This window comes from Pinisolibacter sp. DMC19, assembly GCF_056313985.1.
On the sequence record NZ_JBQUZF010000003.1, the window covers coordinates 350,720 to 374,465 of the forward strand.

General features: G+C 70.9%; 20 protein-coding genes and 1 tRNA gene. 5 read left to right on the top strand and 16 right to left on the bottom strand.

All coding sequences use genetic code 11. From position 1 onward, the window contains the following. Positions 1-16 precede the first annotated feature (16 nt). From ACT53U_RS09765 to ACT53U_RS09775, 3 genes are all read right to left on the bottom strand, one after another. Positions 17-814, bottom strand: a complete 798-nt coding sequence (locus ACT53U_RS09765; protein WP_476154559.1) for a sulfite exporter TauE/SafE family protein — start codon at positions 812-814, stop codon at positions 17-19. Positions 815-989: 175 nt separating this feature from the next. Next, entirely contained in the window at positions 990-1,676 is a 687-nt protein-coding gene (locus tag ACT53U_RS09770) for an alpha/beta family hydrolase (protein WP_476154560.1), read from the bottom strand. Between the two features lie 10 nt (positions 1,677-1,686). Continuing rightward, a complete protein-coding gene (locus ACT53U_RS09775) occupies positions 1,687-2,508 on the bottom strand; it encodes a transporter substrate-binding domain-containing protein (protein WP_476154562.1) in 822 nt (273 codons plus the stop codon). Between the two features lie 234 nt (positions 2,509-2,742). Between ACT53U_RS09775 and ACT53U_RS09780 the strand changes: the two genes are divergently transcribed. Beyond that, positions 2,743-4,509: a glycosyltransferase gene (locus ACT53U_RS09780; protein ID WP_476154564.1), complete on the top strand. Its 1,767-nt coding sequence runs from the start codon at positions 2,743-2,745 to the stop codon at positions 4,507-4,509. A gap of 15 nt (positions 4,510-4,524) precedes the next feature. Next, a tRNA-Gly gene (locus ACT53U_RS09785) sits at positions 4,525-4,599 on the top strand. Between the two features lie 35 nt (positions 4,600-4,634). Here ACT53U_RS09785 and ACT53U_RS09790 read toward each other — a convergent pair. Genes ACT53U_RS09790 through ACT53U_RS09800 form a run of 3 tightly spaced genes read right to left on the bottom strand, consistent with a single transcriptional unit; the run spans position 4,635 to position 7,926 of the window. Then, entirely contained in the window at positions 4,635-5,813 is a 1,179-nt protein-coding gene (locus tag ACT53U_RS09790) for an NnrS family protein (RefSeq protein WP_476154566.1), read from the bottom strand. Beyond that, on the bottom strand, positions 5,810-6,403 hold the full coding sequence (locus ACT53U_RS09795) for a UbiX family flavin prenyltransferase (RefSeq protein WP_476154567.1): 594 nt from the start codon (positions 6,401-6,403) through the stop codon (positions 5,810-5,812). Before ACT53U_RS09795 ends, ACT53U_RS09790 begins: the two co-directional genes overlap by 4 nt. Then, positions 6,400-7,926 carry a UbiD family decarboxylase gene (locus tag ACT53U_RS09800; protein ID WP_476154569.1) on the bottom strand — a complete coding sequence of 509 codons (1,527 nt, stop codon included), beginning with the start codon at positions 7,924-7,926 and terminating at the stop codon, positions 6,400-6,402. The genes ACT53U_RS09795 and ACT53U_RS09800 overlap by 4 nt, the downstream gene beginning before the upstream one ends. Positions 7,927-8,193: 267 nt before the next feature. On the opposite strand from ACT53U_RS09800, the gene ACT53U_RS09805 reads away from it, so the two are divergent. After that, the gene (locus ACT53U_RS09805; protein WP_476154571.1) at positions 8,194-9,741 is read left to right on the top strand and encodes a vWA domain-containing protein; all 1,548 of its coding nucleotides are present in this window, start codon (positions 8,194-8,196) and stop codon (positions 9,739-9,741) included. 64 nt (positions 9,742-9,805) lie between these two features. On the opposite strand, the gene ACT53U_RS09810 is transcribed toward ACT53U_RS09805, so the two are convergent. Continuing rightward, on the bottom strand, positions 9,806-10,279 hold the full coding sequence (locus ACT53U_RS09810) for an Lrp/AsnC ligand binding domain-containing protein (RefSeq protein WP_476154573.1): 474 nt from the start codon (positions 10,277-10,279) through the stop codon (positions 9,806-9,808). 138 nt (positions 10,280-10,417) lie between these two features. On the opposite strand from ACT53U_RS09810, the gene putA reads away from it, so the two are divergent. Further along, a complete protein-coding gene (putA, locus tag ACT53U_RS09815) occupies positions 10,418-13,552 on the top strand; it encodes a bifunctional proline dehydrogenase/L-glutamate gamma-semialdehyde dehydrogenase PutA (protein WP_476154575.1) in 3,135 nt (1,044 codons plus the stop codon). A 26-nt stretch (positions 13,553-13,578) separates the two neighbouring features. On the opposite strand, the gene ACT53U_RS09820 is transcribed toward putA, so the two are convergent. The 8 genes from ACT53U_RS09820 to ACT53U_RS09855 all read right to left on the bottom strand — a co-directional run bounded on the left by ACT53U_RS09820 (position 13,579) and on the right by ACT53U_RS09855 (position 22,074). Next, on the bottom strand, positions 13,579-14,793 hold the full coding sequence (locus tag ACT53U_RS09820; RefSeq protein WP_476154577.1) for a phosphopentomutase: 1,215 nt from the start codon (positions 14,791-14,793) through the stop codon (positions 13,579-13,581). A gap of 23 nt (positions 14,794-14,816) precedes the next feature. After that, positions 14,817-16,127, bottom strand: coding sequence for a thymidine phosphorylase (deoA, locus tag ACT53U_RS09825; RefSeq protein ID WP_476154579.1), 1,311 nt, complete (start codon positions 16,125-16,127; stop codon positions 14,817-14,819). A 14-nt stretch (positions 16,128-16,141) separates the two neighbouring features. Then, on the bottom strand, positions 16,142-16,954 hold the full coding sequence (locus ACT53U_RS09830; protein ID WP_476154581.1) for a purine-nucleoside phosphorylase: 813 nt from the start codon (positions 16,952-16,954) through the stop codon (positions 16,142-16,144). An 8-nt stretch (positions 16,955-16,962) separates the two neighbouring features. Beyond that, on the bottom strand, positions 16,963-17,385 hold the full coding sequence (locus tag ACT53U_RS09835) for a cytidine deaminase (RefSeq protein WP_476154582.1): 423 nt from the start codon (positions 17,383-17,385) through the stop codon (positions 16,963-16,965). 13 nt (positions 17,386-17,398) lie between these two features. Further along, positions 17,399-18,385 (bottom strand): ABC transporter permease, encoded by a 987-nt coding sequence (locus tag ACT53U_RS09840; RefSeq protein WP_476154584.1) that lies wholly within the window; start codon positions 18,383-18,385, stop codon positions 17,399-17,401. Further along, complete coding sequence (locus ACT53U_RS09845) at positions 18,382-19,491, bottom strand: ABC transporter permease (protein ID WP_476154586.1); 1,110 nt, start codon at positions 19,489-19,491, stop codon at positions 18,382-18,384. Before ACT53U_RS09845 ends, ACT53U_RS09840 begins: the two co-directional genes overlap by 4 nt. After that, entirely contained in the window at positions 19,488-21,020 is a 1,533-nt protein-coding gene (locus ACT53U_RS09850; RefSeq protein ID WP_476154588.1) for an ABC transporter ATP-binding protein, read from the bottom strand. The genes ACT53U_RS09845 and ACT53U_RS09850 overlap by 4 nt, the downstream gene beginning before the upstream one ends. 61 nt (positions 21,021-21,081) lie before the next feature. After that, positions 21,082-22,074: a BMP family lipoprotein gene (locus ACT53U_RS09855; protein ID WP_476155052.1), complete on the bottom strand. Its 993-nt coding sequence runs from the start codon at positions 22,072-22,074 to the stop codon at positions 21,082-21,084. Positions 22,075-22,296: 222 nt separating this feature from the next. On the opposite strand from ACT53U_RS09855, the gene ACT53U_RS09860 reads away from it, so the two are divergent. Next, positions 22,297-23,310 carry a glucokinase gene (locus ACT53U_RS09860; protein ID WP_476154590.1) on the top strand — a complete coding sequence of 338 codons (1,014 nt, stop codon included), beginning with the start codon at positions 22,297-22,299 and terminating at the stop codon, positions 23,308-23,310. Positions 23,311-23,323: 13 nt separating this feature from the next. Here ACT53U_RS09860 and apaG read toward each other — a convergent pair whose 3' ends face one another. Further along, the gene (apaG, locus tag ACT53U_RS09865) at positions 23,324-23,716 is read right to left on the bottom strand and encodes a Co2+/Mg2+ efflux protein ApaG (protein ID WP_476154592.1); all 393 of its coding nucleotides are present in this window, start codon (positions 23,714-23,716) and stop codon (positions 23,324-23,326) included. Positions 23,717-23,746: the final 30 nt, after the last annotated feature.

The following is a 23,746-nucleotide window of genomic DNA, read 5'->3' on the forward strand; positions in this document are numbered from 1 at the left end:
TTTGGCATGACGCCCGTCAGGTCGCGATCAGCTTGACGCCGACCAGCGCCAGGATCGCCGCCAGCGCGAGGCGCAGGGCCGGTTCCGGCAGGCGCGGGCCGATCATCGAGCCGACGATCACCCCCGGCACCGAGCCGACCAGCAGCGTCGCCAGCAGTCCGAGGTCGACCGAGCCGATCAGCCAGTGACCGGCCCCGGCGATCAGCGTCAGCGGCACCGCATGGGCGATGTCGGCGCCGATCAGCCGGGCGATCGGGCGGTGGGCGTGCAGCACCAGCAGCACCGTCATGCCGATCGCTCCGGCGCCGACCGACGAGATCGAGACGACCACGCCGAGCACCGCGCCGAGCGCGATCGTGCCCCAGCCACCGAGCCGTTCGTCGAGCGGGGCGGCGCCGATGCGGCGATCTGCGAAGCGGCGCAGGGCGCGGCGGAAGATCAGAGCGCCGGCGGTGACGATCAGCATCACCCCGAGCACGTCGGAGACGAGTTTCGCGTTGCCGCCGCTCGAAGCCTGGACATGCGACAAGGCCCAGAGCGTCAGGATCGTCGCCGGGATCGAGCCGGTGGCGAGCAGCCGCGTCACCGTCCAGTCGACCGTCTTGTTGAAGCCGTGGACGCCCATGCCGACGGTCTTGGTCGCCGCCGCGAACAGGAGGTCGGTACCGACCGCCGTCACCGGGTGAACGCCGAAGAGCAGCACCAGCAGCGGCGTCATCAGCGACCCGCCGCCGACGCCGGTCATGCCGACCAGAAGGCCGACACAGAGCCCGGACAGGGCGAAGGCGGGTTCAATCGACGACAGGATCGACAATGGCTTTCCTCGAAGAGACGCGGCGAACCGGGCCGTGGAGCATGACGTTCCACGACGGTCGGCTCGCGCGACTATCCGATGTCCGGCCGCGCCGAACAAGCCAAGGCGTCGCGTCGATCGCCTCGTCGTCGGAAGCGAATTGCGCGTGGGCGCCCTCCGGGGGAATGCCGACCCGTCAGGCCGGCTCGGCGGCGTCGGCCGAAGCAGCGGTCGCAAAGCCCAGTGCGAAGGCGGCGAGCGCCTCGCAGGCATGCGCCACGTTGGTCTTCAGCGTCGCCGGCGACGAGCCGCGCGGGCCGAAGTCGTGGCTGCCGTCCTCGATCCATTCGAAGCGGGCCTTCTCGCCGACCGGCAGTTCCTCGACCTCGATCCGGGAGCCGAACTCGTCGCGCTCGCCCTGCAGGACGAGCGTCGGCAGCAGCCCGTTCTGCAGCGGCGTGAGGCGGATCTCCTCCGGTCGGCCGGGGCCGTGGAAGGGATAGCCGAGGCAGGCGACGCCGACGACCTCGGCCGGCAGCGCTTCGCCGGCGGTGATGGCGGCGACGCGGCCGCCCATCGACTTGCCGCCGACGACGATCGGGCCGACCCGTTCGGGCGCGGCGAGCACGGCGGCGACCGCGGCGCGGAACTCGCTCGAGAGCTTCTCGGCCTTCGGCGGCGGGAACTTCTTCCCCGTCGTCCGCCGCTTCGCCATGTAGGCGAATTCGAAACGGGCGACCGCCAGCCCGTGGGCGGCGAGGCCCTCGGCGATCCGGTTCATGAAGGCACTGTCCATCGGCGCACCGGCGCCGTGGGCGAGGAGGACGGTGGCGCGCGGGCTGTCGCCGACGGTCCAGAGCAGGGTGGTCGCGGTCTCGGTCACGTGTCTCTTCTCAGTAGTAGCCGCGCGGGAACCAGCGCAGATAGAGTTCGGCGAGCCGGCCGTCGGTCGCCGCCTTGCGCAGCGCCCAGTCGAGATGGCGCTTGAGGCGCGGATTGGTCTTGGCGACGGCGATGCGGAAGCCCTCACCGAACACCGCCGGCTCGTTCCACGGCCCGCCGACGAAGGCGCAGCAGCCCTTCGAACTCGCGCCGTCGAGCCAGAACGACAGGCCGATGGCGTCGCCGAAATGGGCGACGACGCGGCGTTCGCGCACCGCCTCGCGCGCCGCCGTCTCGTCCGGATAGGCGGCGATCCTCGCCTTGGGGAAGTGGGTGAGCGCATAGGCCTCGTGAACCGAGCCGGAGACGACCGAGATCCACCGCCCCTCGAGCCCTTCCGGCGTCGGGGTGACGGTCTCGTCCTTCAGCGCGACGAAGCGGCCCGGCGTCGTCAGGTAGGCGTCGGTGGTGTCGAGCCGGTCGCGCAGCTCCGGGCCGACGGCGAGCCCGGCCATGATCGCGTCGCCGCGCTTGTCCATGAGGGCGGGAACCAGATCGCCGAAGGGCCGCATCTGGATCGCGCAGGTCGCGCCGATTTCCTCGCACAGCACCCGCGCCAGATCGACGTGATAGCCCATCAGTCGCCCGCTCGCGTCGAGGAAGGAGAAGGGCGGATGATCGCCGGTGACGAGGAAGCGGATCGACTGAACCTCGCCGACCGGCTTCGCCGGCCGCACCTCCGGATCCCAGAACAGCGGCCGGAACGGGACCGTCTCGGCCGTCGCCGCGGCGCTCGGCGCCGGCGTGGCTTCCGCAGCGGCAGCCGGCGACACGCGCGTTGCGAGCGTCGCGATCAGCAACAATCCGAGAGCGACAGGGCGTCGAGAATTTGCAATCATGGCGCGTCTCGGGTTGCGGGTACGGGTGTCGGTGGGCGCGTCGCGCGAAGGCTTCGATTCCCATGGCCCTCGTGTTGGGGAGAAAGCGCCATTCGGCACTTCGATTCAAGTCCTTCGAGCGACGGCTCGCCGATCGACCGCCGCCCGCCGTCGCGTGCGTCGGTCTCGGTGCTGCCCTTCCGCCCGCGCGGCGACAACTGGCGCCGTGTGGCGCGCGACCTCGGCGTCGCCCACCTCGAAGCGATCGCCGTCACGCCCGAGCCCGACGATGCCGTTCCGCCGCCGCCGGTCGTCTTCGCCCGCGCCGACACGATCATGGTTCCGGGCGTCGAGGAGGGCTCGGCGGTGATGGTGATCGCCCCGAGCGCCGAGAAACGCGCCGCGACCGCGGCCTTCCTCGCCGCCCATCCGGCCGAGCGCCGCCGCATCGCCGTCGCATCGCCGCGGGTGATCCGCCGCGCCCTGATCGAGCGCTGGGCCCCGGCGCTCGGTCGGCGAGCGGTCCGGACGATGCTCGACCGCGACCCCCTGCTGTCGGCGGCCTGCCTGCCGAGCCTCGGTCGGCCGCTCCTCGCCGTGGTCGGCTTCCTCGCGCTCACCGCGACGGCGCTCGGTTCACCGGGGCCGGTGACGGCGACCTGGACCTTCGTCTTCCTGATGATCGGCCTCTTTCGCCTGCTCGTCGCCGAGACCGGTCAGCCGCCGCCACCGCCGCCGCTCGCCGACGGCGATCTGCCGCGTTTCGCCGTGCTGGTGCCGATCCATCGCGAGGAGGCCGTCGTCGCCGATCTGGTGGCGGCACTGTCGCGGCTCGACTATCCCGCCGACCGCCTCGACCTGCGGCTGGTGGTGGAGGCCGACGACCTCGCCACCCGCGCCGCCGCCGAGCGCGCGGTCGAGGGCACCGCGGTCGACATGGTGATCGTGCCGCCGTCGTTGCCGCGCACCAAGCCGAAGGCGCTCGACTTCGCGCTCGCCACCGTCGATGCCGAGTTCGTCACCGTCTACGACGCCGAGGACCGCCCCGACCCAGACCAGTTGCGCCGGGCCGCCGCCGTCTTCGCCCGCGGGTCCGACGATCTCGCGGTGGTCCAGGCGGCGCTCGAGATCGACCATGCCGCCGACGCCCGGCCCTGGCTCGTGCGGCAGTTCGAGATCGAATACGCCATGCTGTTCCACGGTCTCCTGCCGTGGCTCGCCGAGCGTCGGCTGTTCCTGCCGCTCGGCGGCACCTCGAACCACTTCCGCCGCGACGCGCTCCTCGCCGTCGGCGGTTGGGATCCCCACAACGTCACCGAGGATGCCGACGTCGCCGTGCGTCTGGTGCGCGCCGGCTGGCACGCCGGCGTCGTCGCCTCGGCCACCCGCGAGGAGGCGCCGACCGACCTCGGCGCCTGGTTCGCCCAGCGGACACGCTGGATGAAGGGGTGGATGCAGACCTGGCTCACCCACATGCGCCGACCGCGGCGGTTGCATACCGAACTCGATCTGCGCGACGCCGTCGCCGTCCACATCGTGCTCGCCGGTCAGGTCCTGTCGGCGGCGACCTTCCTGCCGAGTCTCGTCCTGGTGGGACTGCAACTCGCCGGGGTGCTGCCGCTCCTTCACGATTCGGGGATCGACGAGGACGTCTTGACGTTCGCGGCGCTGACGGCCTTCGCCACGGGCCTCGTCGGGGCGCTGATTCTCGCCCTGACGGTCGCCTCCCGCGTCGGCCGGCGCTTCCGCCTCGTCGATCTGGCGACCATGCCGCTCTACTGGTGCACGATCTCGCTCGCCACCTATGCCGCGATCGTCGAGCTGCTGCGCGATCCCGCACATTGGAACAAGACGCCGCACGGCCTCGCCGCCCGCCTCGCCGAAGACGGGGAGGCGACGCCGCCGCGGCCGAGAGACGACCGCGAGGGCTTGCACGGAGCCCCCGCCGAAGGGTAAGAGAGATTGCCTCGAGCGGGTGTAGTTCAGAGGTAGAACGTCAGCTTCCCAAGCTGAATGTCGTGGGTTCGATCCCCATCGCCCGCTCCAGTTTCCCCTTGGAAGCCAGAGCCTTTCCAGCCGTCTCAGGCCGCGAAGACGTCGCCGCGATCGGCCGGCGTGCGCGTGCGCGTCGCGATGCCGCGCGCGACCGCGAAGACGAGGAGCCCCTGCGCCGTGAGCCAGAAGAGGCCGGCGAGGGCGGCCGCCTGGGCCGGTTCGGCGAGGAAGGGCGCGGCGAGGCGGACCGCCGTCGCGGCGAGGAGGAGGCCGGCGGCGAGGTCGCTCGACCGGTCGATGCCAAGCGCCCGGCCGTCGTGGCTGCGCAACACACTCGCCTGCACGGTCCCGCACATCAGTCCGAGGACGCCGCTGCCGAAGGCGTGCAGCGCCGCATCGGCGAGGCGGGCGTCGTCGAGGACCATGCCGAGGGCGGCGAGGCCGAACCCGATCGGCAGGAACAGCGCGCCGACGTGGATCGCCGCGATCGACGGGCGCGCGAGCGTCGTCGTGCCGTGCCAGCGGCCGATGCGGGCGAGATGAACCAGAGCCGCGACGACGAGCAGTGCGGCCGCGACCCGTCCGGGGGCGAAGACGAAGCCGGCGAGGGCAGCGGCGGTGGTGAGGCCGACGAGCCGTTCGAGCACCGGCGGTGCGGTCGGATCGATCGTCACGCCCCGCGTCAGCGCCAGATGCCGGGTCAGCGCCGGGGCGATCCGCCCGGCCATCAGCGTCGCCACCCCGAGCGCGCCGGAAAGCCCCAGTCGCATCGCCGCTTCCGGCGTGAGGAGACCGGCCATGAGCGCGAGGTCGGCGGCCGCGAGAACCCCGAGAAGCAACGGCACGATCCGGTCGCGCCGGTCGCCATGCCCGAGGATGACGGCACCCGCGCCGATCGCCGCCGCCGTCGTCACCGCCGCCGAAACGGCGAGGCCGGGAAGGCTGAGCGGCACCGCGATCGACGCGGTCAGCGGCACGGCGATCCGCGCCGCGAGCCAGCCGGCGGCGAGCAGGAGGAGCACGACGGGGCGGATCGGCGCGGCGCCGGTCCAGCGCGGCAGGGCGGTCAGCATCACGCCGAGGAAGGCGGCGAGGAAATGGCCGTGCAGCATCTCGTGGGCGTGCAACAGGCTCGCCCCCGGCCCGAGCCCGAGACCGCCGCCGAGGCGGTCGAGCACGACGACGAGCGCCGCTGCCGACCCGCCGAGGGCGGCGAGCGGGAAGAACACCCGATAGGGCCGCAGCCGGGCATGGGGCGGTCTCACGGGCTCCCGCCTTCGCCCGTCCATTCGGCCGGCGGTGCGACACCGGGCAGGCGCAGCAGGGCGAGCGCCCGGCTCGCGATCTCCTCGACGATCGCCTGGACCGAACCCGGCTTCAGATAGAAGGCCGGCATCGGCGGCATGACGATGGCGCCGTATTCGGTCACCGCCGTCATGGCGCGCAGGTGGCCGAGATGCAGCGGCGTCTCGCGGGTGATGAGCACCAGCGGCCGGCGTTCCTTGAGATGGACGTCGGCGGCGCGCGTCAGCAGGTCGGAGGGGATGGTCGCGGCGATCGCCCCCAGCGTCCGCATCGAACAGGGCGCGACGATCATGCCGGCGCTGCCGAAAGAGCCCGAGGCGATCGAGGCGCCGATGTCTTCGATCGGATGGACGGCGTGGACGAGGCGGCCGAGCCGCGCCAGCGCGTCGGGGCCGACCTCGTGGGCGAGCGTGCGCTCGCCGGCACGGGAGACGACGAGATGGGTCTCGATGCCCGCCGCGACGAGCCTCTCGGCGATCGCGACGCCGATCGCGGCGCCCGATGCACCGGAGATCCCCAACACCACGCGGGTCGGCCGCGGCTCGCTCATCGTGCGTCGTCCTTCTGCGGCTTCGGATCGAGGCCGAGGCTCGGCCACAGCGCGTCGACCCGGCGGATGGTCGCCTCGTCGACCGCGAGCACCTCGGCCCAGTCGCGTTCGGTCTCGGTACCGATCTTGGTGGTGGCGTCGATGCCCATCTTGCCGCCGAGCCCGGTCTTGGGCGAGGCGAAGTCGAGATGGTCGATCGGCGTGCGGTCGACCAGCATGACGTCGCGCCCCGGATCGGAGCGGGTCGAGACCGCCCACATCACGTCCTCCCACGAGGTCACGTCGATCTCGGCATCGACTACGATGACGAGCTTGGTCATGGTGAACTGCGGCAGGATCGACCACAGGCCCATCATGATCCGCCGCGCCTGTCCGGGATAGCGCTTGTCGATGGCGACGATCGCGATCCGGTAGGAACACGCCTCCGGCGGCAGGTGGAAGGCGACGACCTCCGGGAACTGCTTCTTCAGGATCGGCATGAACAGGCGGTTCATCGCCTCGCCGATCCGCGACGGCTCGTCCGGCGGTCGGCCGGTCCAGGTCGAGAGCCAGATCGGCTTCTCGCGCATGGTGATGGCGGTGACGCGCATCACCGGGAAGGGCTCGACGGCGTTCCAGTAGCCGGTGTGGTCGCCGTAGGGGCCCTCCGGCAGGGTCTCGGTCGCCGAGACGAAGCCCTCGATCACCATCTCGGCGTCGGCCGGCACCGACAGCGGCACCGTGCGGCACGACACGAGCTTCGCCCGTTCTCCTCGGAGGAGGCCGGAGAAGTGCAGCTCGGAGAGGTTCTCCGGCAGCGGCATGACGGCGGCGAGGATGGTGCCGGGATCGGCGCCGACGACGATGGCGACGGGCATGTCGGCCCCGGTCTTCGCCCAGGCCCGGTGATGCGCCGCGCCGCCGCGATGGGCGAGCCAGCGCATGATCAGCCGATCGCGGCCGGCGACCTGCATGCGGTAGACGCCGACGTTGGCGCGCGCAGTCGCGACGCTGTCCGGCGGCTGGCTGACGACCATGCCCCAGGTGATCAGCGGCGCCGGCTCGCCCGGCCAGGCGGTCTGGATCGGCAGACGCGTCAGATCGATGTCGTCGCCGGTCAGCACGCGGGCCTGGACGCGCGCCGTGCCGACCCGCTTCGGCCGCAGCTTCAGCGCGGCGGCGAGCAGCGGCAGTTTGGAGAGCGCGTCGCGCATGCCCTCCGGCGGGGTCGGATCGCGCAGCGCGGCGAGTTCCTCGCCCAGCCGGTCGAGCCCGGCCGGTTCGATGCCGAGGCCGAGCGCCACCCGCTCGACGGTACCGAAGAGATTGACCAGAACGGGCACGTCCGAGATCGCGCCGGACGGCAGCACCGGTCGTTCGAACAGCAGGGCGGGGCCGCCCGCCCGTAGGACGCGGCGATGGATCTCCGCCATGTCGAGGTCGGTCGAAACCGGCTCGGTGACGCGCACGAGCTGTCCGCGCGCCTCGAGGAAGGCCACGAAGGCGGAGAGATCGGCGAAGCGGGGGAGGTCGCGATGGGGCACGAATGCGTCTTTCGTCTGATATGGACGACATCTAGCCGGATCGTGGGGCGGAGCGATTGACCTCGATCAACGGGAGCCTCGACTGCGGCGAAGCGGCGCTGGCGAACGGGCCGATTCGCCGCACCGCCCCCCACGATCCCTCGACTTTTCGTCGATCTTCGGAGGAGTTCCGTAAGAATTCGCGCGTAGTCTCGGCCGAAGTCCCAAAATCGCCCGTGACAGGCGCCGATCCCGCGGTGACCCAAGGGCAGGAGCCGAGCAGTCGAGATGACGAAAGCGAAGCGTGACCTCCGGACGAGTTGGGCGGCAGATCGGCGTGGCAACGTCGCGGTGGTCTTCGCCCTGACCGTGTCGAGCGTCGTCCTGATCGGCGGCGGTGCCCTCGACCTGATGACCATCACCTCCAACCGCAACTACCTGCAGGAACGTGTCGACGCGACCGCGCTCTATGTCGCCAACGGCCTCAGTGCCGCCAATGCCGGCTCGATCCAGAGCAAGGCCCAGGCGCGGCTCTCCTCGGTCGTCGACACCAAGCAGGGCACGCTGTCCGACGTCGCGGCGACGACGACCGGCACGTCGCTGACGGTCTCGGCCAAGCTGACGACCAAGTCGAACTTCCTGTCGTTGATCGGCATGACGAGCATGGTGGCCTCCGCCACCTCGACCGTGACCTGGGGCGACACCGGCCTCGAGATCTCGATGGTGCTCGACACCACCGGTTCGATGGCCGACAGCGGCAAACTCGCGGCGCTGAAGACGGCCGGCACGTCCTTCGTCAATTCGATCGCGGCGAAGGCGACCTCGGGCAACTCGATCAAGTTCGCGCTGGTGCCCTTCTCGAACTTCGTCAACGTCGGCTCGACCTACAAGACCGCCGCGTGGATGGACACCAACGCCGTCTCGCCCAATCACTCGAGCTACTTCTCGGCGCCGAAGAACCGCTTCTCGCTCTATACCGCGCTCGGCAAGACCTGGCCGGGCTGCGTCGAGACGCGGCCCTCGCCCTACGACATGGACGACACCGCGCCGACCACCGCCAATCCCGCGACGCTCTTCGTGCCGGCCTTCAATCCGGACGAGCCCGACGACGGCAGCTACCCGAACAACTATCTCAACGACGACATCCCGCAGAACTGCTTCTTCTTCTTCTGTTCGCCGTCGACGACCGATCAGCTGACGGAGATGTTGAACGCGACGAAATACACGACGTTGAAGAACAAGGATTTCTCCAACTCGACGTTCTACAGCAACTACCACGTCCCGAAGGGGCCGGGCTTCGGCTGCGACGCCAAGCCGGTGCAGCGGTTGACCACCGACACGACGTCGGTCGTCAACCAGATCAACGCGCTGACCGTCGCCGGCTCGACCAATCTGCCGGAAGGCGTCGCCTGGGGCTGGCGCATGCTGTCGCCCAAGGGGCCCTTCTCCGACGGTAAGGACTACGGCGCCGGCGTCGCCAAGATCCTGGTGATCCTGACCGACGGCACCAATGCCATCAACACCTTCTCGACGCCGCTCGGCGGTGCCTATTCGAGCTGGGGCTACCCCTATTCGAACCGGCTGGGCAGCAATCCGGGCACCAATCTGCGCGACGGTCTCGACGCCAAGACGCGGGCGGCCTGCAGCGCCATCAAGGCCAAGGGCATCCAGATCTACACCATCGGTCTGATGATCGACGATGCCGACGGTCAGAAACTCCTGTCGGACTGCTCGTCGGGCGCCGACTACTATTTCAACTCGCCGTCGGCGTCTCAGCTCGACGCGATCTTCACCTCCATCGCGACCAAGATCGTCAAGCTGCGCATCTCCAGCTGAACGGTCGCGGCCCGCGACGCGATCGACGGCCCTCCGCCCATTGGGCGAGAGGGCCGTCTTCGTCTCAGAGCGGCAGCGCCTGGGTCGCCTTGACTTCTTCCATCACGGCATAGGTCCGCGTCTCGCGCACGCCGGGCAGCGGCAGGATGACCTCGGCGAGGAAGCGCCGATAGGCCGCCATGTCGCGCACCCGCGCCTTGATGAGATAGTCGAAACCACCCGCCACCAGATGGCATTCGAGCACCTCGCCCGCCCGCTTCACCTGCCGGGCGAAGGCGTCGAAGACGTCGGGCGAGGTGCGGTCGAGCAGCACCTCGACGAAGACCAGCAGCCCGCGCCCGAGCTTCACCGGATCGAGCTCGGCGCGGAAGCCGAGGATGTAGCCGTCGCGGGTCAGCCGCCGCATGCGCTCGGCCGTCGCGGTGGCGGACAGACCGACCCGCTCGGAGAGATCGGTCACGGTGATCCGCCCGTCGTCCTGCAACACGCCGAGGATCTTGCGGTCGATTCGATCGATGTCGTCGTTTTCTTCGTTCATGGTCACAATCATAGAGAAAGACATCGAGAAAGGCCACGAGTTCGACGGAAAAGACGGGAGATCGGCTGCTATCCTGACGAAAGTGCGGCCGACGCTCGCCGCCCTTCGATGCATCTCGCACTCATCGGGAGAACGTCCATGTCCGCCCTGCCGGTCCTCGCGCCGAACGTCATCGCCATTGCCCCCTTCCGCGCGCCCTTCGCCCCCGACGACGGCGATCTCGTCCGCACCTTCCTCGCCGAGACGACGCTTTCCCCCGAGGCCCGCGCCCGGGTGAACGCCGACGCCACCCGCTTGATCGGGGCGATCCGTTCGGAGAAGGGCGGCTTCGGCGTCGAGGAGTTCCTGCGCGAATATGCACTGACGACCCGTGAGGGTCTCGCTCTCATGGTGCTCGCCGAGGCGCTCCTGCGCGTGCCCGACGCCGCCACTGCCGATCGGCTGATCGAGGACAAGCTGGCGGAAGCCGAATTCGAGAACCACGAGCGCGTCTCCGATGCCTGGCTGGTCTCGGCCTCGGCCTGGGCGATGGGGCTGACCGCCCGCGTCTTCCGCCCCGGCGAGACGCCGACCGGCATCCTCTCCGGCATGGTCAAGCGGCTCGGGCGGCCGACCATCCGCACCGCGGCGCGGCAGGCGATGCGCGTCATGGGCTACCAGTTCGTGCTCGGCGAGACGATCGACAGCGCGCTGTCGCGGGCCTCGAGCCTCGAGGCCAAGGGCTGGCGCCACAGCTACGACATGCTCGGCGAGGGCGCGCGCACGGCGGCCGATGCCGAGGCCTATTTCGCCTCCTACGCCATGGCGATCGAGCGCATCGGCGCCTCCGCCGGCAAGGCGCCGCTGCCGGCGCGGCCCGGCATCTCGGTCAAGCTCTCGGCGCTGCATCCGCGCTACGAGGCGGTCAACCGCGAGGCGGTGATGCGCGAGCTGGTGCCGCGGCTGATCGATCTCGCCCGCGCGGCGAAGAAATACGATCTCGCCTTCACCGTCGACGCCGAGGAGGCCGATCGGCTCGAACTGTCGCTCGACGTCTTCGCCGCGGCGCTGGTCGACCCGTCGCTCGCCGGCTGGGACGGCTTCGGTCTGGCGATCCAGGCCTATCAGAAGCGCGCCGCCGCGGTCTGCGATTGGATCGTCGACCTCGCCAAGGCCAACGACCGTCGTCTGATGGTGCGCCTCGTCAAGGGCGCCTATTGGGACACCGAGATCAAGCGCGCCCAGGAGCGCGGCCTCGACGACTTCCCGCTCTTCACCCGCAAGGCGGCGACGGACGCCTCCTATCTCGCCTGTGCCCGGCGTCTGCTGGCCGCGCGGCCGTGGATCTATCCGCAGTTCGCCGGCCACAATGCCGTGACCATCGCCGAGGTGCGCGAGATCGCCGGCCCCAAGGGCGACGGCGATCCGGGCTTCGAGTTCCAGAAGCTGCACGGCATGGGCGACGCGCTCCATCGCACCGTGGTCGAGACCGACGGCTGGCCCTGCCGCATCTACGCCCCCGTCGGCGGTCATCGCGACCTGCTCGCCTATCTGGTGCGGCGCCTGCTCGAGAACGGCGCCAACTCCTCCTTCGTCGCCAAGGTCGGCGACGAGGCGGTCGACGTCTCGGCCCTCCTCGTCACGCCCTCCGAGGAACTGGCGGGCGGCACCAGGCCGCGCCATGCCCGCATTCCCCGCCCCGCCGCGCTCTACGGCACGCGGCCGAACTCGCGCGGGATCGAGTTCGGCGTCGCCGCCGAATGCGACGCGCTGGCGGCCGCCATCGCCACCCATCGCGGCGACGTCTACGAGGCCGCCCCGGTGATCGACGGCAAGGGCCGCCCCGGCAGCGCCCGCGACGTGGTCTCGCCGGTCGACGGCAAGACCGTCGCCGGCAGCGTCGCCGAGGCGACGCCGGAGATCGCCCGCGAGGCGGTCGACCGGGCGGCCGCGGCCTTCCGCGGCTGGGACGCCACCCCGGTCGAGATCCGCGCCACGGCACTGGAGAAGCTCGCCGACGCGCTCGAGGCGAACCGCGAACGCTTCATGGCGCTGCTCGCGGTCGAGGCCGGCAAGACCCTGCCCGACGGCCTGGCGGAAGTGCGCGAGGCGATCGACTTCTGCCGCTACTACGCCGGCGAAGCCCGTCGTCTCTTCGGCGCCGACGAGATCCTTCCCGGCCCGACCGGCGAGGAGAACCGGCTGGTACACCGGGGACGTGGTCCCTTCGTCTGCATCAGCCCATGGAACTTCCCGCTGGCGATCTTCCTCGGCCAGATTTCGGCGGCGCTCGCCGCCGGCAACACGGTCGTCGCCAAGCCGGCGGAACAGACGCCGCTCGTCGGCGCCCTCGCGGTGAAGCTCGCCCACGAGGCCGGCATCCCCGGTGGTGCGCTGCAGTTCGTCCCTGGCGACGGTGCGGTCGGCGCGGCGCTGGTCGCCCATCCTTCGGTCGCCGGCGTCGCCTTCACCGGCTCGACCGAGGTCGCCCGCCTCATCAACCGCACGCTCGCCGCCAAGGACGGCCCGATCGTGCCGCTGATCGCCGAGACCGGCGGCATCAACGCGATGATCGTCGATGCGACCGCGCTGCCAGAACAGGTCGCCGACGACGTCGTGACTTCCGCCTTCCGTTCGGCCGGCCAGCGCTGCTCGGCGCTGCGCCTGCTCTTCGTCCAGGAGGACGTCGCCGACCGCATGGTCGCGATGATCGAGGGCGCGGCAAAGGAACTGCGGCTGGGTCTCCCCTCCGACCCCGCGACCGACGTCGGCCCGGTGATCGACGCCGAGGCGCGCGATCGCCTCGCCGCCCATGTCGACGAGGCACGCGCCGCCGGTCGTGTCGCCTTCGAGGGCGAGACGCCGAAGGGCGCCTTCGCCGGCGGCACCTGGGTCGCACCGACGGTGATCACGCTGGAGAAGGCCTCGGACCTCGACCGAGAGCACTTCGGCCCGATCCTGCACGTCGTGCGGTGGAAGGCGGCGGAACTCGACGCGGTCTGTGACGCCATCGCCGCCACCGGCTACGGCCTGACGCTCGGCGTCCACTCGCGCATCGAGTCGACGATCCGCGCCATCGAGAAGCGCCTCGCGGTCGGCAACGTCTACGTCAACCGCAACATGATCGGCGCGGTGGTGGGCGTGCAGCCCTTCGGCGGCTCAGGGCTCTCGGGCACCGGGCCGAAGGCCGGCGGGCCGAGCTATCTCCCCCGCTTCGCGCTGGAACAGGTGGTCGCCACCAACACCGCTGCCTCGGGCGGCAACGCGGCGCTGCTCTCGCTCGGGGAGGAGTGAGGGAAGGGCGGGGCCGCGGCCCCGCCTCACACCGCGAACGCCCGCCCTTGGTCTCCGCCCTCGAGGCCGAGACGGGCGGCAAACGTCGCCCCGACGTCGGCGAAGCCGAGCCGTCCCAGATCGCGCGGCGTGATGCCGGGGCCGAAGGCCAGCACCGGCACGTGCTCGCGGGTGTGGTCGGTGCCGCGGAAGGTCGGGTCGCAGCCGTGGTCGGCGGACGCCACGACGAGATCGCCCGGCCGCAACCGCGCCAGCAACTCCGGCACGCGCCGATCGAAGGCTTCGAGCCCTGCGGCATAGCCGGGAACGTCGCGGCGATGGCCCCATTCCATGTCGAAGTCGACGAAGTTCGCGAGGATCAGCGCGCCGTCGGGAGCACTGTCGAGCGCGGCCAATGTCGCGTCGAACAGCGCCTCGTTGCCGGCGGCCTTGATCACCTCGGTCGGCCCGACATGGGCGAAGATGTCGTCGATCTTGCCGATCGCCACCACGGCGCGTCCCGCGTCCTTCGCCCGTTCGAGCAGGGTCGGGGCCGGCGGCGGCACGGCGTAGTCGTGGCGGTTGGGGGTGCGCCGGAAGTCGGCCGCGCTCGTCCCCACGAAGGGTCGGGCGATCACCCGGCCGATGCCGAGCGGATCGACCAGGCGGCGGGCGATCTCGCAGGTCCGGAACAGCCGTTCGAGCCCGAAGGCCTCCTCGTGCGCGGCGATCTGGAAGACCGAGTCGGCCGAGGTGTAGACGATCGGCTTCCCCGTGCGGACGTGTTCCTCGCCGAGCCGGGCGATGATCTCGGTGCCCGAGGCGTGTTCCTCGCCGAGCACGCCGGGAAGCCCGGCTTCCGCGACGAGGGCGGCGATCAGATCGCGCGGGAAACAGGGCTTCGTCTCGGGGAAATAGCCCCAGTCGAAGGTGACCGGCACCCCCATCAGCTCCCAGTGGCCCGACGGCGTGTCCTTGCCGCGCGAGGTCTCGACCGCGAAGCCGTGGGCGCCGAGATCGGGCACGACGCCGAGCAGGTCCATCCCCCCGGTCGAGGCGGCATGCGCGCGGCCGAGCCCGAGGCGGGCGAGATGGGGGATCACCAGTGGCCCGGCGCGCAGGCCCGGCCGATCGGCGCGGCCTGCCGCGCATTCGGCATGGATGTGACCGAACGTGTCGGCGCCCTCGTCGCCGAAGCGGCTCGCATCTGCCGCCGCACCGCAGCCGAAGGAATCGAGCACGAGAAGAATGGCACGCGTCATGTCGTCTCCAGATCCCACCTTCGTCAGCCGATGCGGTCGGCGACGAGCGGCAGGACGCCCGGCCTCTCCGGGGCGATGTGAAGCGCCGCGACGAGCCGCGCGGCCGCGATCTCGGCCGCCGCCTCGCTCGCGGCATGGACCCGGCCGATCGGCGTTTTGCGATCGATCTTGGCGCCCCGCCCGACGAGGTCGGAGAAGCCGACGGCCGGATCGATCGTGTCGCTCGGCTTCGTCCGTCCGCCGCCGAGTTCGACGACGGCGACGCCGATCGCCCGCGTGTCGATGGCGCCGACGAACCCGTCTTCGGCGGCGAAGACGTCGCGGACGACCGGCGCCTGCGCCAGATAGATGGGAGCCTTCGCGACGAAGTCCACCGGTCCGCCGAGGGCGGCGACCATGCGGTCGAAGACCTCGGCCGCCCGCCCGTCGTCGAGGCTGGCCACGAGCTTGCGCTCGGCCTCGCCCGTGTCCGCCGCGAGCCCGGTCGCCACCAGCAGCTCGGCGCCGAGCGCCACGGTGATGCCTTCGACGCGCGGGTCGACGCAGCGGCGGGCGAGGAAGTCGACGGCGTGGATCACCTCGAGCGCATTGCCGGCGGCGGGCGCCAGCGGCTCGTTCATGTCGGTGACGAGGGCGGTGGTTCGAAGCCCCGCGCCGTTGGCGACGCTCGCGAGCGTCCGCGCCAGATCCTGCGCCTGTTCGAGCGTGCCCATGAAGGCGCCGCTGCCCCATTTGACGTCGAGCACCAGCGCGCCGAGCCCGGCGGCGAGTTTCTTCGACAGGATCGAGGCGGTGATGAGATCGATGCTCTCGACCGTGCCGGTGACGTCGCGGATGGCGTAGAAGCGCTTGTCGGCCGGGGCGAGGTCGCCGGTCTGGCCGATGATCGCGCAGCCGACCTCGGCGGTGACCCTTCGGAAGAGGTCGAGCCCCGGCTGGGCGCTGTAGCCCGGGATCGCCTCGAGCTTGTCGAGCGTGCCGCCGGTGTGACCGAGGCCGCGCCCCGAGATCATCGGCACGAAGGCGCCGCAGGCCGCGAGCATCGGGGCGAGCATCAGCGAGACGTCGTCGCCGACGCCGCCGGTCGAATGCTTGTCGACCACCGGCCCCGGCAGATCCCAGGCGAGCACCGTGCCGCTGTCGCGCATCGCGGTGGTCAGCGCCACGCGTTCGGCGAGATCGAGGCCGCGGAAGAACACCGCCATGGCGAAGGCGGAGATCTGGGCATCCGTCCACGAGCCGTCGGTGAGGCCGCCGACCAGCGCGGCGATCTCCTCGGCCTCGAGCCGGCCGCCGTCGCGCTTGCGGCGTATCGTTTCCTGCGGCAGCACCATCACGTCTCTCCGTCTCAGTCCGTGTCTTTCGCCCATGCGCCGAGGATCGCGGCGACGAGACGGGTCATGCGGTCGCTGCCCTGCGCCGCCTCGTGCTTGGTTTCTTCATGGGAGAGCGGGCGGCCGGTCATGCCGGCGCCGAGGTTGGTGATCATCGACAGCGCCAGAACCTTCAGTCCCGCGTGGCGGGCGAGGATCGTCTCCGGCACCGTCGACATGCCGACGGCGTCGGCGCCGAGCACGCGGGCCATGCGGATCTCGGCCGGCGTCTCGAAGGAGGGGCCGGTGAACCACATGTAGACGCCCTCGTCGAGCTTGACCCGCGCCGCCTTCGCCGCCGCCCGCGCGAGCTTGATCAGCGCCGGATCGTAGGCCCCGACCATCGAGACGAAACGGCCGTCGCCGCTCGCCCCGATCAGCGGGTTCGGCCCCAGCGCGATGTGGTCGGTGATCAGCATCGGCGACCCCGGCCCGACGTCGGCGCGCAACGATCCAGCCGCGTTGGTCAGGATCAGCGCCTCGACGCCGAGGGCGGCGAGTGTTGCGATCGGCACCGCCATCTCGCGCGGATTGCCGTGCTCGTAGTAGTGCGCGCGGCCGGAGAGAACCGCGACCGGCGTGCCCTCGACCCGCCCGAGCACCAGTTCGCCGGCATGGCCGGAGACGCCCGAGCGCGGGAAGTCCGGCAGGTCGGCATAAGGCACGACGATCGCGTCCTCGACCGCGCGGGCGAAGTCGCCGAGTCCCGAGCCGAGCACCAAGCCGACGCGGGGGGAAAGATCGGGCGCGCGGTCGCGGATCAGCGCGGCGAGAGCGTCGGGCGTCATCGCGGTCCTCACAGGTGGCCGGGGCCGAAGGAGAGCGGCAGCAGCTCGCCGAGCGGAATGCTCGTCACCTCGCCGTCGCCGTCGCGCAGATGGATCGAGGCGGTCTCGGCGGCGAATTCGCGGATCTTCTGCCGACAGCCGCCGCAGGGCGGGCATTGCACCTCGGCGCCTTCGCCCGGGCCACCGACGATCGCCACGGCGAAGATGCGCCGCGCTCCGCCTGCCGCCACCATCGCCGAGATGGCACCGGCCTCGGCGCAGGTGCCCTGCGGATAGGCGGCGTTCTCGACGTTGCAGCCGACATGGATGCGGCCCTCCTCGTCGAGGATCGCGGCACCGACGAAGAAGTTCGAATAGGGCGCGTGAGCGCGAACCCGCACGTCGGCGGCGGCTTCGAACAGCGCGTCGAGCGCGGCTTTTTCCTTGGACATGAAAGGTCTCCTCTCAACGGTCCTTGGTATAGGGAATGCCCGAGGCCTTCGGCGGGATCGAGCGGCCGATGAAACCGGCGAGCAGCACCACCGTCAGGACATAGGGCAGCGCCTGGAAGACCTGCACCGGGACCGTGCCGATCCCGGGGATCGGCGTGCCCTGCAGGCGGATGGCGACGGCGTCGAGCAGTCCGAAGAGCAGGCAGGCGCCGAGCGCATTGAACGGCTTCCACTTGGCGAAGACCAGCGCCGCCAGCGCGATGAAGCCCTTGCCGGCGGTCATGTCGCGGACGAAGCCGGCCGATTGGGCGACCGCCAGATAGGCACCCGCGAAGCCGCAGAGCACGCCGCAGACGATCACCGCCCGGTAGCGCAGCCCAGCGACCGAGACGCCGGCGGTGTCGACCGCGTGCGGATTGTCGCCGACCGCCCGGAGCCGGAGCCCGAAGCGCGTCCGCCACAGCACCCACCACGTCGCCGGCACCGCGGCGAGCGCGGCATAGACGAGGATGTTGTGGCCGACGATCACTTCGCTCCACAGAGCGCCGATGCCGTCGTGGCCGAGCGCGCGGGCGATGCCGAAGTCGAGGCCGACGCCCAGGAACCGGTCGCCGGCGCCGAGCTGCGGCGTGCGTCCGCCCTCGCCGTACCACACCTGTCCGAGCAGCACGGTGAGGCCGGCGGCGAGGAAGTTGATGGCGGTGCCCGAGACGATCTGGTTGCCGCGCTGGGTGATGGAGGCGAAGCCGTGCACCAGCGACAGGAAGACCGCCGCGAGGATCGCAGCGAGCAGACCGGCCCAGGGCGAATGGAACTGCGCCGCCGCCGCACCACCGGCGAAGGCGGCCGCCAGCATCTTGCCCTCGAGGCCGATGTCGACGACGCCCGAACGCTCCGACCACAGGCCGGCGAGACAGGCGAAGAGCAGCGGCACCGCGAGGCGGAGGCCGGATCCGAGCACCGGGGCGGCGACGTCGAGGAAGGCGAAGGCGTCGGTCATCGCACGCGCTCCCGTCCACCGGAAAAGAGCCGCACGAGCGCAGGGCGGAACATGTGTTCGAGGGCGCCGGCGAAGAGGATGACCAGCGCCTGGATCACGACGATCATGTCGCGGCTGATCTTCGGCTTCTCGAAGGCGAGTTCGGCACCGCCCTGATAGAGGATGCCGAAGAGCAGCGCGGCGAGCACCACGCCGAAGGGATGCGACCGCCCCATCAGCGCCACCGCGATGCCGACGAAGCCGGCGCCGGCGACGAACTCGATCAGCAGGCGATGCTGCGTGCCCATCACCTCGTTGACCGCGAGGAGGCCGGCGAGCCCGCCCGAGATCAGCATGGCGACGATCGTGACATGGGCCGGGTCGATGCCGCCGTGGACGGCGGCGCGCGGGTTGGCGCCCACCGTGCGGATCTCGAAGCCGAGCCGCGTCCGCCAGATCAGCACCCAGACGAAGAGGGCGGCGAGTGCCGCGACGAAGACCATCGGATTGAGCGGCGACTGGCCGAGATCGATGCCGAAGGGGGCGACGAGGTCACGCAGGAAGGGCAGGCGGGTCGGCTCGGAGAAGGAGCGCGATTCCGGGCTCATGGCGCCGGGCTTGCCCATCACCTCGACCAGCAGCCACACCATCAGCGTCGCCGCCAGATAGTTGAACATGATGGTGGTGATGACGATGTGGCTGCCGCGTCGCGCCTGCGCCCAGGCCGGCACGAAGGCCCAGGCGGCGCCGAAGGCCATGGCGGCGGCGAGCGCGAAGGGCGCGACCAGCCACCACGGCGCCCCGTCGAAGGCGAGGCAGACGAGCACGGTGCCGAGGCCGCCGAGCGTCGCCTGTCCCTCGGCGCCGATGTTGAACAGCCCGGCATGGAAGGCGACGGCGACCGCGAGCCCGGTGAAGACGAAGTCGGTCGCGTACCACAGCGTGAAGCCGATGCCTTCCGGGTAACCCAGGGCGCCGCGGATCATGATCGCGATCGCTTCCAGCGGGTTTTCGCCGATCGCCAGCACGACGAGGCCGGCGACCAGGAAGGCGACCGTCAGGTTGAGGGCGGGGACGACCACCCAGTCGACGAGGCGCGGCAGGTCGCGGTGCGAGGCAGGGGTCACGGGCGCGCCTCCTCGTCCGTCGCGCCGGCCATCAGCAGGCCGATCGCCGTCTCGCTCGTCTCCGGCCGGCATTCGCCGACGATCCGGCCGCGGCACATCACGAGCACCCGATCCGACAGCGAGCGGATCTCGTCGAGCTCGGCCGAGACCAGAAGGATCGCCCGGCCCTGATCGCGCAGGTCGATCAGCCGGCGATGGATGGCCTCGATCGCGCCGATGTCGACGCCGCGGGTCGGTTGGCCGACGAGCAGCACCGACGGGTCGCGCAGCACCTCGCGCGCCACCACGATCTTCTGCTGGTTGCCGCCGGAGAAGAGCGCGGTGCGCAGCAGCGGATCGGCCGGGCGCACGTCGTAGTCGGCGAAGGCCTCCGCGGTCTCGCGGGTCAGCTCGCCGATGTCGAGGAGGAGCCCACGCGCGAAGGCCGGATCGGCCTGATGGCCGAGCAGCATGTTCTCGCGCGCCGGAAACGACAGGACGAGACCGGCACGGTGGCGGTCCTCCGGCACATGGGCGAGGCCGAGGGCGCGGATCTCGTCCGGGTGGAGCCCGGTCGCATCCTCGCCGTTGACGGCGATCCGCCCGCGGGTCGGGTGACGAATGCCGGCGATCGTCTCGAGCAGTTCCGACTGGCCGTTGCCGGCGACCCCGGCGATGCCGACGATCTCGCCGGCGCGCACGCTCAAGGTGACGCCGTCGACCACGGCGATGCCGCGCCCGTCGGTGACCGTGAGGTTCTCGACCTCGAGGCGCGGCGCGCCCGGCACCGACGGCGCCTTGTCGACGCGCAGCAGCACCCGGCGGCCGACCATCGCCTCGGCGAGCTGTTCGATCGAGGTCGCGGCGGTCGCGAAGTCGGCGACGATCTCGCCCGCCCGCATCACCGACACGCGGTCGGTCACCGCCATGATTTCCTTGAGCTTGTGGGTGATCAGCAGGACCGTCTTCCCCTCCTCGGCGAGGCGGCGGAGGATGCGGAAGAGATGCGTCGCCTCCGACGGCGTCAGCACCGCTGTCGGCTCGTCGAGGATCAGGATCTCGGCGCCGCGGAAGAGCGTCTTGAGGATCTCCACCCGCTGCTGTTCGCCGACCGACAGATCGCCGACCAGCGCGTCGGGATCGACGGCGAGGTCGTAGTCGGCGGCGAGACGGGCGAGCAGCGCCCGCGCCCGCTTCTCCGCCGCGCCGATGAGCATCGCCCCTTCCGCGCCGAGCAGCACGTTCTCGAGCACGGTCATCGTCTCCACCAGCATGAACTGCTGGTGAACCATGCCGATGCCGAGCCGGATCGCGTCGGCCGAGGTGCGGATGTCGGCGCGCCGGCCGTGGATGAAGATCTCGCCGCGGTCGGGGGCATAGAAGCCGTAGAGGATCGAGGTCAGCGTCGACTTGCCGGCGCCGTTCTCGCCGACGAGGCCGTGGACGGTGCCGGCCTCGATCGCGAGGTCGACGTCGCGATTGGCGTGGACCGCGCCGAATCGCTTGTCGATGCCGATGAATTCGACGGCCGGCGGGCGGGTACCGTTCATGGGGGCCTGTCGTCCGGTCTGGGCGACGGCCGAGGGACGTCGCCCCCCGGCCGTGTGCCGATCAATAGGGGCAGGTCTTGTCGGCCATGTAGTCGTGGACGACCACCTTGCCCGACAGGATGTCGTCGCGCGCCTTGTCGGCGGCGGCCTTCATCTCCGGCGTGATCAGGCCCTTGTTGAAGTCGTCGAGCGACCAGCCGACGCCGTTCTCCTTGAGGCCGAGCACGGTCACGCCCGACTTCCAGGCATCGGTCTTCGCCGCCTTGAAGGCGTCGTAGACGGCGACGTCGACGCGCTTGGTCATCGAGGTCAGCACCTTGCCGGGATGGAGATGGTTCTGGTTGGAATCGACGCCGATGCCGAGCTTGCCGGCGTCGGCCGCCGCCTGCAGCACGCCGAGGCCGGTGCCGCCGGCGGCGTGATAGATCACGTCGGCGCCGCGGTCGATCTGCGACTTGGCGAGCTCGCCGCCCTTGACCGGGTCGTTCCAGGCCGCACCCGTGGTGCCGGTCATGTTCTGGAAGATCTCGATCTTGGGATCGACCGACTTGGCGCCGCCGACGTAGCCGCAGGCGAACTTGCGGATCAGCGGAATGTCCATGCCGCCGACGAAGCCGAGCTTGTGGCTCTTGGAGGCAGAGGCCGCCAGCACGCCGACCAGCCACGAGCCTTCCTGCTCCTTGAAGACGATCGAGCGCACGTTCGGCAGGTCGACGACCATGTCGACGATGGCGAACTGGAGCTTCGGGAACTCCTTGGCGACCTTTTCGACCGCGGTCGCCTGGGTGAAGCCGATGGCGACGATCGGCGAGAAGCCCTTGCGCGCGAAGTTGCGCAGCGCCTGTTCGCGCTGGGCGTCGTTCTGGATCTCGAAGTCGCGGTACTCGACCCCGGTCTCCTTCTTGAACATCTCGGCGCCGGCGTAGGCCGCCTCGTTGAACGACTTGTCGAACTTGCCGCCGAGGTCGTAGAGCACGGCGGGCTGGATGTCGGCCGCGACCGCCATTCCGGCCGAGAACGCGACCGCGAAGGTCGCCGCGAGGGTCGTCTTCAACATCTCGTCACCTCGTTCGCAGGAGGCCGCCGCCGTCGGCGTGCCGGCCCCGTCGCATGAAGGGCATGCAGGCGGCGAGATTGGCACGGCCCCGTTGCGATCGCACCTCGTTTTTCGCATGGCTTGGCGATCGTCCACCGGGCGGTGGGGTCGTGGCTTCCACCCCCTTGCGCCCCGCGCCCGAAGGGTCGACGATCGGTGCGCCGAACCACCGGATCCGTCATGCACGCCTCCCCTCTCGACGCCTTCGCCCATCCCGTCCTTCTCGCCGACATCGGCGGAACCAACGCCCGATTCGCCGTCGTCGAGACGCCCGGCGCCCCCTTCCGCGATCTCGGCCGCACGCCGACGGCCGATCATCCCGATCCGATGGCGGCGATCGAGCGCTTCGTCCTGCCCAAGCTCGCGACCCCGCCGCGCTCGGCGATCCTGGCGGTCGCCGCGGCGATCGAGGGCGACGCGATCCCCTTCACCAACTCGCCCTGGGTGCTCAGGCCCGACGATCTGCGCCGCGGCCACGGCCTCGAGGCGGTGGTGGTGGTCAACGACTTCGAGGCCCAGGCGCTCGCCCTGCCGCATCTCGGCGCCGACGATCTCGCGCCGATCGGCGGCGGCACGCCGCGCCCCGACGCCACCATGGCGGTGGTCGGCCCCGGCACCGGCCTCGGCGTCGGCCTCTTGGTCCGCGCCCGCGGCGCCTGGATCCCGGTCCCCGGCGAGGGCGGCCACGTCGAATTCGCCCCCGGCAACGCCCGCGAGGCGGAGCTCGTCGCGGCGATCGCCGAGACCGAGGAGCGCGTCTCGGCCGAGATCATGCTCGCCGGCCCCGGCATCGCGCGCCTCCACGCGGCGATCCTGAAGGTCGACGGCAAGGCCCCGCGCGGTCTCGATCCGGCCGGCGTCACGGCGGCTGCCGCGAAGGGGGAGGCCGAAGCGGTCGAGGCGCTCGGCATCTTCGCCACCGCGCTCGGCCGGTTCTGCGGCGACGTCGCGCTGATGTCGCTGCCGCACGGCGGCCTGTTCCTCGCCGGCGGCATTCCGCCGCGCGTGCTGCCGCTCCTCGCCGACGGCCGCTTCCGCGCCGCCTTCGAGGCGAAACCGCCCTATCGATCGCTGATGGCGGGGCTCTCGACCCGCGTCGTCGTCCACCCGCTGCCGGCCTTCGTCGGCCTCGCCGCCTTCGCGCGCGATCCCACCGGCCATGCCGTCGCTCTCGACGGGCGGCTGTGGCGCTGAACGGCGCCCGGGATCAGTTGAGCACGCGCGTCGCCTGCGGCAGGTCGAGCGAGAAGGCCGGGATCTCGACGTCGAAATAGACGCCGCCCGAGCCTTCCATCCGGTAGTGGCCGGTCATGAAGCCCGACGTCGTGGTCAGCGGGCAGCCCGAGGTGTACTCGAAGCGCTCGCCCGGCCCGATCAGCGGCTGTTCGCCGACGACGCCGGGGCCGTTGACCTCCTGGATGCGGCCGTTGGCGTCGACGATGCGCCAATGGCGCGCGCGCAGCCGGACCGGCTCGGCGCCGAGATTGGCGATCTCGACCGTATAGGCCCAGAACCACCGGTTCTCCGACGGCTCCGACTTGTCGGCCTGATATTCGGGCGTCACGGTCACGCGGATGTCCCGCGTCACGGCCTCGTACATTCGTCTGTCTCCGGCATGCGGCGACGTTGC

Excerpts from the sequence above, each read along its gene's own strand:
- ACT53U_RS09795 (WP_476154567.1), bottom strand. The coding sequence starts at position 6,403 with ATGAGCGAGCCGCGGCCGACCCGCGTGGTGTTGGGGATCTCCGGTGCA.
- ACT53U_RS09805 (WP_476154571.1), top strand. The coding sequence starts at position 8,194 with ATGACGAAAGCGAAGCGTGACCTCCGGACGAGTTGGGCGGCAGATCGG.
- ACT53U_RS09810 (WP_476154573.1), bottom strand. The coding sequence starts at position 10,279 with ATGAACGAAGAAAACGACGACATCGATCGAATCGACCGCAAGATCCTC.
- putA (WP_476154575.1), top strand. The coding sequence starts at position 10,418 with ATGTCCGCCCTGCCGGTCCTCGCGCCGAACGTCATCGCCATTGCCCCC.
- ACT53U_RS09820 (WP_476154577.1), bottom strand. The coding sequence starts at position 14,793 with ATGACGCGTGCCATTCTTCTCGTGCTCGATTCCTTCGGCTGCGGTGCG.
- deoA (WP_476154579.1), bottom strand. The coding sequence starts at position 16,127 with ATGGTGCTGCCGCAGGAAACGATACGCCGCAAGCGCGACGGCGGCCGG.
- ACT53U_RS09830 (WP_476154581.1), bottom strand. The coding sequence starts at position 16,954 with ATGACGCCCGACGCTCTCGCCGCGCTGATCCGCGACCGCGCGCCCGAT.
- ACT53U_RS09835 (WP_476154582.1), bottom strand. The coding sequence starts at position 17,385 with ATGTCCAAGGAAAAAGCCGCGCTCGACGCGCTGTTCGAAGCCGCCGCC.
- ACT53U_RS09840 (WP_476154584.1), bottom strand. The coding sequence starts at position 18,385 with ATGACCGACGCCTTCGCCTTCCTCGACGTCGCCGCCCCGGTGCTCGGA.
- ACT53U_RS09850 (WP_476154588.1), bottom strand. The coding sequence starts at position 21,020 with ATGAACGGTACCCGCCCGCCGGCCGTCGAATTCATCGGCATCGACAAG.
- ACT53U_RS09860 (WP_476154590.1), top strand. The coding sequence starts at position 22,297 with ATGCACGCCTCCCCTCTCGACGCCTTCGCCCATCCCGTCCTTCTCGCC.
- apaG (WP_476154592.1), bottom strand. The coding sequence starts at position 23,716 with ATGTACGAGGCCGTGACGCGGGACATCCGCGTGACCGTGACGCCCGAA.